The following is a 13,544-nucleotide window of genomic DNA, read 5'->3' on the forward strand; positions in this document are numbered from 1 at the left end:
CCGGGGGAGTGGCGTTACTGCAAGCCCGGCACCCCGTCCCGGATCGCGAAGGAAGCCTTCGTGGAGACGGGAGCGCCCGGCGTCGTGACGTAGTCCAGCGTCCGGAAGTCGGCGGTCATGGCGTCCTTCGTGATCTTCGTGTTCACGTAGCCGCGGTTGTCGTTGGTGAACTTCAGGTGCGGGTTCCAGGCCATTACCGGGTCAGTGGTGGAGCCTGAGCCGTTGCCGGTGGACGTGATGGACGTGCACACCAGTTCCGAGCCGACCACGGGCGACGCCGGGTCCTTGTAATCGACCTTGACGTCGTTGGCCCAGTTGCGGTGCACGTCGCCGGTGAGGACGACGGCGTTGCGCACATTCGCGTCCACCCAGCCCTGCGTGATGCGGCGGCGGGACGCGGCATAGCCGTCCCGAGCTTCTCCGGCCACACGCTGCCGGAACGGCCTGTGCTTCAGTGCAGCCGACAGCGGGGGCGTCACCTATTGGTCATGCCGGGGGCACGCAGCCTACCGGTACCAGCCCACCGCACGGTCGTAACTGCACTCCAGTGCACCCGTTCCGGGGGCAATGCCGCCGCCGGAGGGAAAGTAGATGGCACCGAAGTCCGCACCTTCGGCGTCGATCCGTCCCTGTGCCCAGATCTGGGCGGATTCCAGGTCCTTTTCGGGGATGGATTCCCGGGTGCTGTGGCCGCCGCCAAGATGAATGTCCAGCTGATACGTCCCCGGTTGGGAGGTCCCGGCGTGATGGGCCGGATCCTTCTCATCGCGCCTGCTGATGAGGACTTGGGCCGAGGCATGGAGGATGGAGGGCTCGCTGGCCAGATTGCCCTGCTCCTGCTGTTTCATCCGGAGGCCCGAGACGACGCTTTCCACGGTGTCGTCCTCCGTGACGACGTAGGCGGAACCGTCGGCGTCGGCCTCTGAGCCGCCGACGCTTTTCAGATGCTGTCCGAATTGTTCGGAGCTGGACTGGCTGGAAGTCATGCACCCTCCTTGAGGGTTTTCGCGGCGAGTGCCGACCGTCTCACCCTAGACCCGCGGGGAGCATCCAGCCCGGTGATGGGGGACTATTTCTCGAGGAGGTCCACATCGAGGGGGCCATAGAACCTCCCGACGACGGCGGAGACGATGACCACGTCGCCCGGGACGCCTGCACGTAATGTGCCGGCCGACCCTATCTACCTGGCGCAGATTGAAGCAAGATACTCCGCATGAAAAGAACCGTTATAGCTGGCTTCGCGGCGGTAGTCATAGGCTGCGGCACCATCACGTTGGCAGCCCCAGGCAACGCAGCGACCACGAACAGCGCGGCGACCCAGTCGTCATCCAGTGCCGGGCAGATCATCGTCAAATTCCGCGACAATAGCTCGGCAGCGGGCGTACTGCGCCAGCACGGCCTCGGGGAGGGCCCCGGGGTCGGCAGCACTGGCGCTCAACTCGTCAAGGTACCGGCCGGCCGGGAGCTCCAGCTCGTCGAAGCGCTCAGTCGGAATCCGTCAGTTGAGTACGCCGAGCCGGACGAAACCGTTACCGCCGCTTCGGCTGACGAGTATTTCCCCCGCCAGTACGCTCTGCAAAACAACGGTCAGGCATTTACCAACACCGCCAACACGCTGTCTGTAGCAGGGGGCGCAGCGGACGCTGATGTCGACGCCGTCGAAGCCTGGGGCGTCACAACAGGGAGCGGCATCAAAGTCGCCGTTCTCGATTCCGGTGTCGCCAGCGACAACGTCGACATCACACCGAAGGTTGCTGCACGCGCCAACTTCAGCAACGGGAAAGCCGGTGAGGACAACTACGGGCACGGCACGCACGTGGCCGGCATTGTCGCCGCCACCGCCAGCAACACGGTTGGCGTCGCCGGTGTGTGTCCGGGATGCACCATCCTGGACGGCAAAGTTCTCAACGACAGCGGGGTCGGCTCGAGCTCGAGCCTTGCGAACGGTATCAATTGGGCCGTGAATAACGGTGCGAAGGTTATTAATATGAGCCTCGGAGTGCGGGCGTCACGCACCCTCGAAACTGCCATCAACAACGCCTGGAGTAAGGGTGTGGTGCTCGTTGCCGCAGCAGGCAACGGCAGTAGCCAGGCCAAGATCTACCCGGGCGCATACCCCAACGTCATTGCCGTCGCCGCTACCGACAACACCGACGCCAAGGCATCGTTCTCAACTTACGGAGCCAGCTGGGTGGACGTCGCAGCACCCGGAGTGAATGTCTACTCAACGTTCCCGAACCACACGTTTGTCCTCGGGACGCAGAACAATCGCTCTTTCGGGTACGACGTCGGCAACGGGACCTCGATGTCCTCACCCATCGTCGCTGCAACTGCCGCGCTCGCCTGGAGCTCCCACGCTGGCGCCACAAATACGTCAGTCCGCGCAAACGTCGAGTCAACCGCCGACAAGATCTCTGGCACGGGCACATACTGGGCACATGGGCGGGTAAACGCAGACAAAGCCGTCCGGTAGGTTACAGCCCGCCACGTTTCCCATGTCACGGAAGGACTTGAGCTGTGCTTCAGTTGGCGTTTGAGCGCAGCCTGCTCGGGGGTGTGGCCACGGGCAAGCAACGGTGCTCTGACCCCCTGCCGGAATTTCTACTCAGAAGGGGTGGGAGCGGTCATGAATCGACGAACCAAAATCTTCTTTGGTGTGATCGTCCTGTTGCTGGTTGTGGGTGGGGCGACATTATTTGCCGTCAACAACACGAACAAGAGCAGGGCCGCGGAGTACAACCCGCAGATCAGCCCTGCCGATTTCACCACCAAGATCACCAACAAGTACTTCGCCCTCCCTGTCGGCAAGAAATTAACGTACGAGACCACCGAGCAGGGAAAAGTCACTGAGAGGGTTGAGATCGAAATCCTGCCGGAGACCATGACCATCGAGGGCGTCGAGACGGTGGTGTATCTGGATAAGGAATACAAGAACGGTCAGCTCGTCGAGGAAACCCGGGATTACCTGGCGCAACACAACAACGGCGACGTGTGGTACTTCGGCGAGGACGTGGACAACTACCTGAATGGAGTGTTGGTGAACCACTCCGGCAGTTTTTTACATGGACGGGATGGGGCAAAAGCCGGCATCTGGATGAAGGCCGAACAGCGCGTCGGCGATTCCTACCGGCAGGAATTCTACGTTGGTCATGCGGAAGACATACGGGACACCGCCGCCACCGGAGAGACCGTCGCCACCAAATCCGGCACCTACACCGACTGCGTCAAGGTCTACGACTGGACGCCGCTTGAGAAGAATGCACGGGAGTATAAATATCACTGCCCCCAGGTCGGTGCGCTGGTCCTGACCGAGGATCTGGAAACAGGGAGCCGGTCAGAACTCGTGAATGTTTCCCAGCCCTAGCCTTCTAAGGCCATGCGCGGGTCCTCAAGCGCCGGCGTCGGGTGGCTACTTTTTGGGCCTGGGCTTGGAAACCTTCGGCTCCTTGGGCGGCAGTCCGGCCACGTGCTCAAATGCCTTCTCCACCCAAGCCTTCGCCCGCGCCTCATCGCCGTCGCCCTCGGCATTCCAGATCTCCGGTAGCCCGGTATAGCCGCCCATAGGGCGCTCCGGCGGCCCGAACGGAACGGTCCGCTCGGTGCCTTCAAGCAGCTCCTTGTCCGCCTCGGCCAGCTTCACGCCGATGGTGGGGCCGAACAGGCCGGCGAACATGTTCCCGTGCACGAACGCCCCGAGGTTTCCGAACATCGGCTTGACCACCACATCGGGATGGTCGGGAAGCACCGCGCGGAAGTGTTCCTTGTCGGCGTCGGACGCTTTGGGCATTTCCATGGGTCTTCTCCTGTAAGTAGGGTGCAGGGCCGGAGTTGTTGGCAGGATATGCCCGCAGCGCTGACGCGTACATGTCCGGTGCCGTGTCGGGCCTGGAACTGCCGCCCGACCGCGGGCACAACGGGGCCGTGGTAAATGCTGTCCGCAATCTCCTGTACAGTTGATCCTGTTGTTGTGTTTATGCAGTTCGTAGTTCAGGCAGTACGCAAGGTTGCAAGACCTTGTTCTTCTGAAGCAGCGGTTTTGAGCACCCCAAACAGGAGGACCCGAAAGTCGGGACAGTTCCTCCACCTTCACGAAGGACAAAAATAATGGCTACTGGTACCGTCAAATGGTTTAACGCTGAAAAGGGCTTCGGCTTCATTTCCCCCGATGACTCCTCACAGGACGTTTTCGCACACTACTCTGCGATCAACTCCTCCGGCTTCCGCTCCCTCGAAGAGAACCAGAAGGTCTCCTTCGAAACCGAGCAGGGCCCCAAGGGTCCCCAGGCCACCAACATCCAGGCTATCTAATTTCCTTTTAGATACCCGGGACCGTTAGGTTTCGAGCAGGGCCCGTCTTCGGACGGGCCCTGCTTTTGTTTAACCCACTTGTGCTTCCAAGAGCATTACGACGACGGCGGCGCGCCCCGCCGTCGTCCGCCCGCCGCGCCGCCGCGCCGTCACGCCGGCCAGCGCTCCCGGCGCCGGGTCCCGCACCACAAGCCTGCCGCTAGTCGTCCCGGGGGATGAGGATCCACAACGCGACGTAGACGAACTCACCCACGCCGAACAGGCCGAAGAACATAAACCCGAGCCGGACAAAAGACCGGGGGACTTCGAAACGGTCGGCCAAGGCAGCGCACACGCCTGCGAAGATTTTGCCGCGTCTGGGGCGAACCAAGGTTGCTGCCATTTCGCTACCGTAGCACCGGGCGCCCCTCGAGTCAGCAGTGTCTTTCGCCCCTGCCGCCCGGCGCCACAGCCCGCGCCGCTGCTGATCAGAGCTGCCCGCGGCGCGCCAGGTACGTGTTCAGTGCCGGGTTGTCGATGTCCTTGGCCAGCCACGGGATGGTCTCCGCGGCGGCGGCGTCGCCCAGGACCGCCCGGTGCGAGTGCGCCCGGACCACGAGTTCGCGCAGTGCGCCGCGGCTGGCCATGGTGCCCAGCCGGTCGGCATAGTCCCCGGCGGCGGGGGAGCCGGCGTCGATCGCGACCTCGGCGGCCGTGTCCAGCAGCCGCGCCCGGTACCAGAGATACCAAGGCGTGGTGTCGAGCCCACGCTTCAGCCAGGATTCGGCCGACGCTTGATCGTCCAGCGCCATACTGAGCCGGGCCTTGGCCCCCGCGGCCAGCGTCAGGTAGCAGTGGTCACCGGCGACGTCGGCCATCACCCACGACCGGTCGATCAGGGGAGCAGCGTCCTCCAGCCGGCCGGCGGCGAGGAACGTCTCGCCGCGGAGCCCGGCGACAAACGGCTCGAACGCCGTCCAGTGTTCGGCCGCGATCAGTTCCTGGGCCCGGTCCAGGCAGTCAGCAGCCGGCTCCAGATCCCCGCGCAGCAGATGCACCCGGCCGGCCAGGGCCTGGCTGAACGCCAGAAGCCGGCGGCCTCCCGCGGCGGTGGCGAGCCGGCTCGATTCGGCCAAAGCCGCCAGCGCCTCGCCGTAGTGCGCGGTGTCCGAGGCCGCCATGCCCTGGATCGCCAGGATCCTTGACCGTTCGTCGTCGAACCCGTCCGCCGCCCGGGGCCGCCTGCTCCAGCCAGCCGGCCGCACGGTCCGGAATACCCCGCTGCACGGACAGGTACCCCAGCTCCCGGTACGCGGCCGCCGCCACCCGCGACGCCGGCCGCCCGGGGTTCCGTCCCCCCGCCGCCAGCGACTCAGGGTCCAAGCCTTCCGATTTCAGGGCCCGGTGCAGGAGATCGGCCACCTCGGCGCCGCGGCCGCCGGCCTGATGGATCAGCGCCCCAGACAAGGTGACCAGGGATTCGGCGAGCAGATGATGGTCGCCGGTCCGTTGCGCGATCTCGGCTGCGAGGCGCAACTGCTCCAACCCGCGGTCCACGGAGCCGGCCGAGAGCGAGGCCTCGGCGGCATCGAGATAGGACCGCACGGCGGCCGAACTGGCCGGCAGCCCGGGCTCCGCGGCGGGCGCCGCGTCGGACAGTGCCCGGCGCACCTCCGCGGGCACACCGAGCCCAAGCTCCCGCCGGTAGAGCTCGCGGCATTTGTCGGCCTGCTCCCGCGCCCGCCGGTAGTCACCCAGGGCGAGCAGGGCCTTGATCAGCACGGCGTGGCAGTCGGCGTTGAAGGGGTCCAGGTGCAGCGCGCGGGTGGCGAGGTCAACGGCGTCGTCCGCTTTCCCTGCCGCCAGCGCGGCGAGAGATGCCTCGTAGAGCAGCGTCAGGACGGCGTTCTCGAGCCGGTGCCGCTGGTCCTCCAGCCACGACTCGAAGGCCGGGCATTCTTCGAAGGTGAGACCTTCGAGGAGTTCGCCGTCGAAGGTGCGCGGATCGGCGTCGCCGGCTGGCTGCAGGGCAGCCAGCACATCGCAGTTCCAGCCGGCCGGCAACACCAGCCGTAGCGGGTCGCCGCCCACCGATTCCGCGCCGAGGGTCCGGCGCAGCTCGGAAAGGTTCCAGCGCAGGGCACCGAGCGGGTCCTCGGCGTCTGGAAACAGGAGGGCCGCCGTCCGGGCCCGGCCGGTGCCGCCCGGTTGCAGCGCGAGGTAGGCCAGCACAGCCCAGGCCTTGCGGCCCCGGGGCTGCCGGGGTGCGGTGCCAGCGGACTCGATCCGGGGCGGACCGAGGAGCCGAATCCAAGTCTCGGCCATATGAGTCATGCTACGCCGCTGGTGGGGGAGCGGGAGGGGGCCGACGGCGAGCGTGCGGCGGGGGAGTAACGGAGCCTGGCCGGCGCGTGACCGGCGCCGACGGGAGCGGGAAGCGGTCCGGAAACCAAGTGGAAAATGCTCACACGGTGGCTCACACGGTGGGTGCGGAAACTGGACATGTCCCCACAAAAAGGGCCGGAAACCTGAACCGCAGCCGCAAAACTTAACCCGCACCGAACGCCCGCGATTCCGGCCCAACAGCCTGCTCCATCATCCGCCCCAACAACCAGCTTCATCACTCGCCCGAGGTGCTTCTCACATGGAATTTGCCGCTCTCCTGCTCGCCGGACTCCTGGTCTTCGCAGCCGTCGCCACCATCGTCGCGGTCGTCCGCGACGGCCGGGGCCACACCCCTCCCATCCGGTCCACCCGCCCCTGGATGGCCGGCAACCTGCCCAGCGAACCGTACGCATCCCTGCGGTCCCTCCAGGGCTGACCGAGTCCCAGTTGCCCCCACGCCAGTAACCACACGGGCCTGACCCCCGCTTCCATCATGGGAGGCGGGGGTCAGGCCCGACGTCGTGCGGTGCCCTTGCGGAGCTCAGCGCTGGCGCCGTTCTGTGTTCGCCGGCTGTCGCTCACGTGGGCTTGAGGTTGGCTTGCATCGCGGGGGATTCGGGACACGGGGGTTATGCGAGACCGCGCCCAGCCTCGAACCTGGTTTGTGCTGTCAGTTCCATGAGTCGTCTGCAGTGCACTGCGCCCGTAGGCGCCCCCGCCGGCAAGCTCGTTGTGGACGGCCCTTGGTGGGGCTGCCCCTGGACTGCGGCGTCTACGAAAACCTTGATCCGCGTGGCGGCGCTGCCCGGGTGACCGCCGCGTACGTTCACGGGGCCTGCGTAGCCCCGGTCTGAGGAGGCCGGTCTTTTAAGAGGACCGTCGCGGCGATTGCGGTCCCACATGCGAAGAGGACCAACGGACTTTGGAAAATCGCGCCCATGATGGCGAACCCTGCATCGGCTATTGGCTTCGACGCCGAAAATAGGCATGCCACGTCGATGGCCAATGCGGCCGCATAGCCGACGAAGAAACAGACGAGCAGCGCAGGAGTCCGGTAGGTCTTGGTAAACGCCCTAACCGCGAAGTCGTAGAGCAGGTATTTGAGTCCGATGATGGAGGGAGCGAAGGTCAGAACGTAGAAAACGTCCACATCCTCCGGAAATTCGGCGAGCGGAACGTTCGCGGTGCCATGGTAATTGCCGGCTGAGTAGAACCAAAAGCCCGCCAGCTGGGCAGCGACAAGCAGGACAGCCGCGGCACCGTACCGCAGCAGGACTGCTCCATCCCGTTTCATTCGGATTGCCATGGCGCCAGTATGACAGTGCCCGTCAAGGGCTCCCGCCCGAGGATCGGGCCACGGGGCCGCGGTCGTGACCGCAGCCTGTTTCCCCTGCTGAGACTGGCGTCATGAAGGTTCCAGGGAGGTAGCTGGCGCTCTTGAAATCTGAAGAGTGCCGGATGTCAGATGGTCTCGGACAACCACACCGGAGGAGGTCGCCATGACGGTCGCTTTCAACCACACCATCGTCTACGCAACGGACAAGCGCCGGTCGGCGAAGTTCCTGGCCAACGTGCTCGGACTGCCGGAACCCCAAGCCATGTGGTCGTTCATGACCGTGCCCCTTGACCACGGGGTGGCCCTCGATTTCGCCACCGCGGACCGGCCCATCTCCCCGCAGCACTACGCCTTCCTGGTCGGCGAGGAGGACTTCGATGGAATCTTCGCAAGGATCCAGGCCGAGGGCATCCCCTACTGGGCGGACCCGGCGCGGTCCCGCCCACAGCAGATCAACCACAACGACGGCGGACGCGGCGTCTACTTCGCGGATCCTGACGGGCATTTCCTTGAGGCGATCACGCGCCCGTACGGATCGGGGGCTGCATGACGATCCAGGTACGCCGTCACGGCCCACCGTGACGCGGAAGGAGCCGGCCGACCGCAGGCGGATCCGCGAACGGGCACCGGCCTCCGCGGGACCGCCTGGACCGTTGCGCGGCACGAGGGCATCGGCGAGGATGAACGCGATCCACCCTGCTGCGAAGAAGGAGTCGACATAATGACCAAGTATCTGATCTCGTTTCCCAGTGCCGCCATGGTCTTCCCTGACGAAGAGCTGCAGGCCGTTTCGGATGCGTCGCACGCGGTGGTCCAGGAGGCGAAGGACGCCGGCGTCTGGGTGTTCGGCGGCGGCATCGACGAGAGTATCCCGCCCGTCATGGTCGACGGCGACGGGACCGTGCGCGAGGGCACGTACCCGCAGACGACGCAGCTCGAGGGCGGCTACTCGGTGCTGGAGCTGCCCTCGTACGATGCGGCCTTGGAGTGGGCCGCGAAGATCGCGGCCGCCTGCCGTTGCGCGCAGGAGGTGCGGGCTTTCCAATACGACCCCGCCAGCTAGGTCTACTGCGCGGCGGAGGGTGAGGCTTACACTGACCTCGGCTGGTAGACGCCGGGGGGAGAAATACATGTCAAGACGACATCTTTTTGGGGCAGTAGCAGTGGCTTGCGGCATGGCGCTGGCCGGATGCTCCGGATCCATGCAGCTGATTCCGGCCCTCACTTCGCCCACCACGCGTGCGTCCCCCTCAACCCCGACCCCTCAGCCGAGCCAGCCGACGGCCCAGGACGGCAACCTGAAGGGAAACAGCGCGATGCGTATAACCGTGGCACCTGACATCTTCGACCAGCAGGGAGAGAAATGGGAGGAAGGACTAGGCCAGGGCTGGGAAACGTCCCCCGCGTTCCTTGTCGTGTCCGACGACGAGGACAAGGCGGCCAGGGCTCTGTATGCCGCGGCACAGCGCTTTTATGCGGTGGATCAGTTCGGTAATGAACTGACCCCCGAGGAAATGACCGGCGAATACCCCCAGTACACGCCAAACTACGTCTCCGACGTCTATCTGACCGAGCTGGGCCCGATGATCTGGACCGACACCAAAGGCGAACTCGCGGCAGGCATGGCGGACGAGATGCTGCGCATCCTTGTGGACGAACTCCGGGCCCAGGAGATCACGGCCCATGTAACTGCCCCACCGGCCGACCTCTCTGTCGACGGCACGCCAACCTGGCAGCCTCCCACCCAGACCGCCCTGCACGCGGAAGCCGACGTGAAGGCGCCGACGAACGAATAGCGGCGGCGCGGGACCTCCGGGCCACCGTGGCGGCCCGGGCAGGCGGGGGATACCGACGTCGTCGGTCAAGTGTCTAGACACTGCAGTGGCACGGGAGCATCCTAAACGTGTGCGCGTTTCGCGAGGAGAGCGGCAACGGGGCGGGGAGTTCCGGCTCAGGCAGGCGGAATCCGGGGGAGCCGGCGGACCGCTGGCAGACGGGTCTGACCTCCAAGGCGTGCGGACACGATCGGTGAGGGAAACGGGGACCAGATCATGGACGAAACATCCGATACGCGGCAACGGCTGTCCAACCGCATCGGCGAGAAGCAACGGGACCTTCAGTCGTACCTCGGCCGGGAACGGCCACGCCGGACCCGGCTGGCCAACATCAGCATCGTGGGCAGCGCGCTGGCGGCGGCGTTCGCTGCCGGCCCCGCCGTCGGAGGCACGGGGTTCACCGACGCGGTGGCGGCATTCTTCAACCTGAGCGACGACTCGGTGGTGTGGCGAGGGCTGTGCCTGCTGGCGGTGATAGCGTCCATTGCCGCGGCCCTGGCCACAAATTTTGCCACGTCCCGTTCCGTAGCGGATCGTGTAAGCGCGGCCGAGACCGCCAGCGCCCAACTGGAGGGGCTGCAGGTCGCACTGAACTTCGGCCACATCGAGATTGACGAGGCCGTGAAGCTCTACCAGCAATACGCCACCCAAGTGGCTTTCGTGGAGGCATCGCCGGCGCAGTGAGCGGTTCTGCAAGCGGCTCCTTCGCGCCCCTTGTCACGCGTGCTCAGCCCGGGAGTTCGACGTCGACTTCCACGTCCACGACATCCCCGGCGCGGAGGTTGGCCGCGGTTCTGATGGCCTTCTTGACGGGGAGGAGGTAGGAGTTGCTCCTGCTGTCCGGGAAGAGCGACGTCTGCCACCGCTGCCCGGCGATGCAGGCGCTCACTTTCACCGAACCGAAGCTCTTCCGGAACGGAGCGGACTGGTCCTTGAGCTCCTCCGCCAGCTCCGGCGGCAACGTGATGAAGTGCCAGCCGGCCTGCTCGGGGTAGTGCCACAGCTCGGCACGAAACGTGTACGACGTCGTCACGCTCCTAGTGTGGCACGCGGGGCGAGGACGCCGGGCCGGCGCAGTGGCCAAGAAACCGCCCGGGCAGGCCGGCGGGAGCCTATGGGCGCCGGACTAGGGGGTGGGGCTGCCGCCGTTGACGTTGAGCGTCTCGCCCACCACGTAGCTGGACTCAGCGGATGCCAGGAACACGTACGCCGGGGCGGGCTCGGCCGGCTGGCCGGCCCACCGGAAGTTTAGGAATGCATCCCGGCCACGAGCTCCGCGCTCCGGGCCCGGATTGCAGCAAGGTTGTCCGCCAGGCCGCACAGGACGATGCCTGCATCGGCCGCCTGCTGCGGGGAGTCCGGGGTGCTCAGGCCGTCGGCGCGGAGGTTGACCAGGGACTCCACGAGGCGAAAAGCCAGATCCCCGTTCTGGCCCGTGCCGGCCCACGCGTTCTCGGGGAGTTCCGCCCCCAGGCGCTGATACAGTCCCCGGAGCTCCGCCCGGTCAGCCATGAAACTGTGGAACCGCGCGCTGCGCGCCTCCGGCAGGTTGTAGAGCACCCCGAGGTTCCAGCGGGCCGTGCACAACTGGGTCCCGTCATGGAGGGCGACGGCGTGCAGCCGTGCCGCCGCCGCCACGGGACTGCTGCCGCTGGCCGCCCCCGCCCACACTGTGCGGGCGAAGGCGAGGCCGCTGGCCACCGTGCCTGCCAGGAGGACCTCAAGGATGTCGTCTTTGTGGCTGAAGTGGTGGTAAAGCGACGACTGGCGGATCCCCACGGCCTCCGCGATGGAGCGGGTGGAGGTGTTGGCATACCCCTGCGTGGTGAAGAGCTCGGCGGCGGCGTCGAGGATCTCCTCGCGTGCCGTGGCCCCCGGACGGGAGGATTGCTGCTTGCGGGGGCGCCCCGGGCCGGTTGTTGTCACGGCATCATTCTTGCACCCCTGCAGGCCCCCGCGGTGCGGCCCCTGACCCGGTGAGACTGGGGAAACACCGCGGAAATATTCCGTCAATCCACCTTTTACACGGGCGAAACGAGTTCGGGACCTCCGGCTGGAAAACTATCAATTGACCGGTATTCCGCAGCCTAGGGCCCAGCGCTGCATGTGCCGGAACGCAACATCCGAACGCATCGCCCCCCAACGCCGTTCCAGCCCCGGAGATTTTCGATGACATCCACAGTTCTCCCCTCATCCGCGCAGACGGATGACGCAGACCTCACGTCGCTTGGCTACGAGCCCTCCCTGCACCGCAAGCTGGGCCGCTATGCTTCCTTCGCGGCAGGCTTCTCCTTCGTTTCCATCCTGACCACCATCTTCCAGCTCTTCGCGTTCGGCTACTCCTTTGCCGGCCCTGCCTTCTTCTGGACCTGGCCTGTCGTACTGATCGGCCAACTGCTGGTGGCCCTGAACTTCGCCGAGCTCGCGGCCCGCTACCCGCTCTCCGGGGCGGTCTACCAGTGGGCCCGGCGCGTCGGCGGTGAAACGGTGGGCTGGTTCGCCGGCTGGTTCATGGCCCTGGCGCAGGTGGTCACCGCCGCCGCAGCGGCCATCGCCCTGCAGGTGGTGCTGCCCCAGCTCTGGGAAGGATTCCAGCTCGTCGGAGGCGACCCGGCGCTGAACAGCACCACCGGCGCCGCGAACGCCGTCGTCCTCGGAGCCATCCTCCTGGTGGTCACCACCGTGATCAACTCCCTGGGCGTCAAACTGATGTCCCACGTGAACTCGGTGGGCGTGACCTGCGAAATCGTCGGCGTCGCCGCCGTGATCCTGGCACTGATCACCGCTGCCCAGCGCGGACCCGACGTCGTGATGGACACCACCGTCCTGGCGGGCTCCGACCTCGGCGCGGTCGGCGCGTTCATGGTCTCGGGCCTGATGGCCGCCTACGTCATGGTGGGCTTCAACTCCGCCGGCGAGCTCTCCGAGGAGACCAAGTCCCCGCGGCAGACGGCACCCCGGACCATCCTTTCGGCCCTGATCATCTCCGGCATCGGCGGGGCACTGATGATCGTGACGGCGCTGATGGCCGCCCCCAGCCTCGACGACGGCCGGCTCGCCACCGAGGGGCTGCCCTACGTGCTGACCGCCGTGCTGGGCACCTTCTGGGGCAAAGTGCTCCTGGTGGACGTGGCCGTGGCCATCTTCGTCTGCACCCTGGCCATCCAGACCGCCGGCTCGCGACTGGTGTTTTCGATGGCACGGGACGGCAAGCTCCCCGCCTCAGCCCTGCTCTCCTCCGTCCACCCCACCCGCGGGACCCCGATGTGGCCCTCCATCGCCATCGGTGCCCTGGCCGTGGGCGTGCTGGCCATCAACGTCGGCAATGCGGCCCTCTTCACCACGCTCTGCAGCGTCTGCATCGTCATGGTCTACCTGGCCTACCTCCTGGTCACGGTGCCGCAGCTCCTCAACCGCCTCCGCGGCGACTGGGACCGCGTGGGCCAGACCATGCCGGCAGGGCTGTTCTCGCTGGGGCGCTGGGGCCTGCCCGTCAACATCCTCGCGGTGCTGTACGGCGCCGTGATGGTAATCAACCTCGCCTGGCCCCGGCCCGAGGTCTACGACCCCTCCGGAGAAAACGGGATCCTCCTCTATTCCGCTCCGCTGATGGTGGGCATCGTGCTCCTGTTCGGCCTCTGGATCCGGCGCTCCGCCCGGTCCGCCAGCCGCAGCGCAGCCTGACCCCACCAACCGCCTGA

The 13,544-nt window shown here is 66.2% G+C and carries 17 protein-coding genes and 2 pseudogenes; 9 read left to right on the forward strand and 10 right to left on the reverse strand.

Going from position 1 to position 13,544, the window contains the following annotated elements:
- Positions 1–14 precede the first annotated feature (14 nt).
- On the reverse strand, positions 15–479 hold the full coding sequence (locus ABH915_RS06095; RefSeq protein WP_370118943.1) for an alkaline phosphatase D family protein: 465 nt from the start codon (positions 477–479) through the stop codon (positions 15–17).
- A gap of 27 nt (positions 480–506) precedes the next feature.
- Positions 507–986 (reverse strand): hypothetical protein, encoded by a 480-nt coding sequence (locus ABH915_RS06100; protein WP_370118946.1) that lies wholly within the window; start codon positions 984–986, stop codon positions 507–509.
- 227 nt (positions 987–1,213) lie between these two features.
- On the opposite strand from ABH915_RS06100, the gene ABH915_RS06105 reads away from it, so the two are divergent.
- Positions 1,214–2,473, forward strand: coding sequence for a S8 family serine peptidase (locus ABH915_RS06105; protein WP_370118949.1), 1,260 nt, complete (start codon positions 1,214–1,216; stop codon positions 2,471–2,473).
- 153 nt (positions 2,474–2,626) lie between these two features.
- On the forward strand, positions 2,627–3,364 hold the full coding sequence (locus ABH915_RS06110) for a hypothetical protein (RefSeq protein ID WP_370118952.1): 738 nt from the start codon (positions 2,627–2,629) through the stop codon (positions 3,362–3,364).
- A 45-nt stretch (positions 3,365–3,409) separates the two neighbouring features.
- On the opposite strand, the gene ABH915_RS06115 is transcribed toward ABH915_RS06110, so the two are convergent.
- The gene (locus tag ABH915_RS06115) at positions 3,410–3,793 is read right to left on the reverse strand and encodes a TfoX/Sxy family protein (RefSeq protein WP_370118954.1); all 384 of its coding nucleotides are present in this window, start codon (positions 3,791–3,793) and stop codon (positions 3,410–3,412) included.
- 311 nt (positions 3,794–4,104) lie between these two features.
- Here ABH915_RS06115 and ABH915_RS06120 point away from each other — a divergent pair, with 311 nt between their 5' ends.
- The gene (locus tag ABH915_RS06120; protein WP_011690916.1) at positions 4,105–4,308 is read left to right on the forward strand and encodes a cold-shock protein; all 204 of its coding nucleotides are present in this window, start codon (positions 4,105–4,107) and stop codon (positions 4,306–4,308) included.
- Positions 4,309–4,507: 199 nt separating this feature from the next.
- On the opposite strand, the gene ABH915_RS06125 is transcribed toward ABH915_RS06120, so the two are convergent.
- From ABH915_RS06125 to ABH915_RS06135, 3 genes and pseudogenes are all read right to left on the reverse strand, one after another.
- The gene (locus ABH915_RS06125) at positions 4,508–4,690 is read right to left on the reverse strand and encodes a PspC domain-containing protein (protein WP_370118958.1); all 183 of its coding nucleotides are present in this window, start codon (positions 4,688–4,690) and stop codon (positions 4,508–4,510) included.
- Positions 4,691–4,775: 85 nt separating this feature from the next.
- Entirely contained in the window at positions 4,776–5,468 is a 693-nt protein-coding gene (locus tag ABH915_RS06130) for a hypothetical protein (protein ID WP_370118961.1), read from the reverse strand.
- Positions 5,469–6,009: 541 nt separating this feature from the next.
- A pseudogene (locus tag ABH915_RS06135) lies at positions 6,010–6,621 on the reverse strand (BTAD domain-containing putative transcriptional regulator); the annotation flags it as partial.
- Positions 6,622–6,931: 310 nt separating this feature from the next.
- Here ABH915_RS06135 and ABH915_RS06140 point away from each other — a divergent pair.
- Positions 6,932–7,108, forward strand: coding sequence for a hypothetical protein (locus ABH915_RS06140; RefSeq protein ID WP_018773982.1), 177 nt, complete (start codon positions 6,932–6,934; stop codon positions 7,106–7,108).
- Between the two features lie 390 nt (positions 7,109–7,498).
- On the opposite strand, the gene ABH915_RS06145 is transcribed toward ABH915_RS06140, so the two are convergent.
- Complete coding sequence (locus tag ABH915_RS06145; RefSeq protein ID WP_370118964.1) at positions 7,499–7,978, reverse strand: hypothetical protein; 480 nt, start codon at positions 7,976–7,978, stop codon at positions 7,499–7,501.
- A gap of 193 nt (positions 7,979–8,171) precedes the next feature.
- On the opposite strand from ABH915_RS06145, the gene ABH915_RS06150 reads away from it, so the two are divergent.
- From ABH915_RS06150 to ABH915_RS06165, 4 genes are all read left to right on the forward strand, one after another.
- Positions 8,172–8,558 (forward strand): VOC family protein, encoded by a 387-nt coding sequence (locus ABH915_RS06150; RefSeq protein ID WP_370118967.1) that lies wholly within the window; start codon positions 8,172–8,174, stop codon positions 8,556–8,558.
- 171 nt (positions 8,559–8,729) lie between these two features.
- Positions 8,730–9,071, forward strand: coding sequence for a YciI family protein (locus ABH915_RS06155; protein ID WP_370118970.1), 342 nt, complete (start codon positions 8,730–8,732; stop codon positions 9,069–9,071).
- 112 nt (positions 9,072–9,183) lie between these two features.
- The gene (locus tag ABH915_RS06160) at positions 9,184–9,804 is read left to right on the forward strand and encodes a hypothetical protein (RefSeq protein ID WP_370118973.1); all 621 of its coding nucleotides are present in this window, start codon (positions 9,184–9,186) and stop codon (positions 9,802–9,804) included.
- 255 nt (positions 9,805–10,059) lie between these two features.
- A complete protein-coding gene (locus ABH915_RS06165; RefSeq protein ID WP_370118976.1) occupies positions 10,060–10,527 on the forward strand; it encodes a hypothetical protein in 468 nt (155 codons plus the stop codon).
- A 43-nt stretch (positions 10,528–10,570) separates the two neighbouring features.
- On the opposite strand, the gene ABH915_RS06170 is transcribed toward ABH915_RS06165, so the two are convergent.
- The 3 genes and pseudogenes from ABH915_RS06170 to ABH915_RS06180 all read right to left on the reverse strand — a co-directional run bounded on the left by ABH915_RS06170 (position 10,571) and on the right by ABH915_RS06180 (position 11,769).
- Positions 10,571–10,876, reverse strand: a complete 306-nt coding sequence (locus ABH915_RS06170) for a DUF1905 domain-containing protein (RefSeq protein WP_370118979.1) — start codon at positions 10,874–10,876, stop codon at positions 10,571–10,573.
- A gap of 93 nt (positions 10,877–10,969) precedes the next feature.
- Positions 10,970–11,080 (reverse strand): annotated as a pseudogene (locus ABH915_RS06175) (NAD(P)-dependent dehydrogenase); the annotation flags it as partial.
- Positions 11,081–11,091: 11 nt separating this feature from the next.
- Positions 11,092–11,769, reverse strand: coding sequence for a TetR/AcrR family transcriptional regulator (locus ABH915_RS06180; RefSeq protein ID WP_370118982.1), 678 nt, complete (start codon positions 11,767–11,769; stop codon positions 11,092–11,094).
- Positions 11,770–12,012: 243 nt separating this feature from the next.
- Between ABH915_RS06180 and ABH915_RS06185 the strand changes: the two genes are divergently transcribed.
- Complete coding sequence (locus ABH915_RS06185) at positions 12,013–13,527, forward strand: amino acid permease (RefSeq protein ID WP_370118985.1); 1,515 nt, start codon at positions 12,013–12,015, stop codon at positions 13,525–13,527.
- Positions 13,528–13,544: the final 17 nt, after the last annotated feature.

Source organism: Arthrobacter sp. MW3 TE3886, from assembly GCF_041262145.1.
GTDB lineage: Bacteria > Actinomycetota > Actinomycetes > Actinomycetales > Micrococcaceae > Arthrobacter.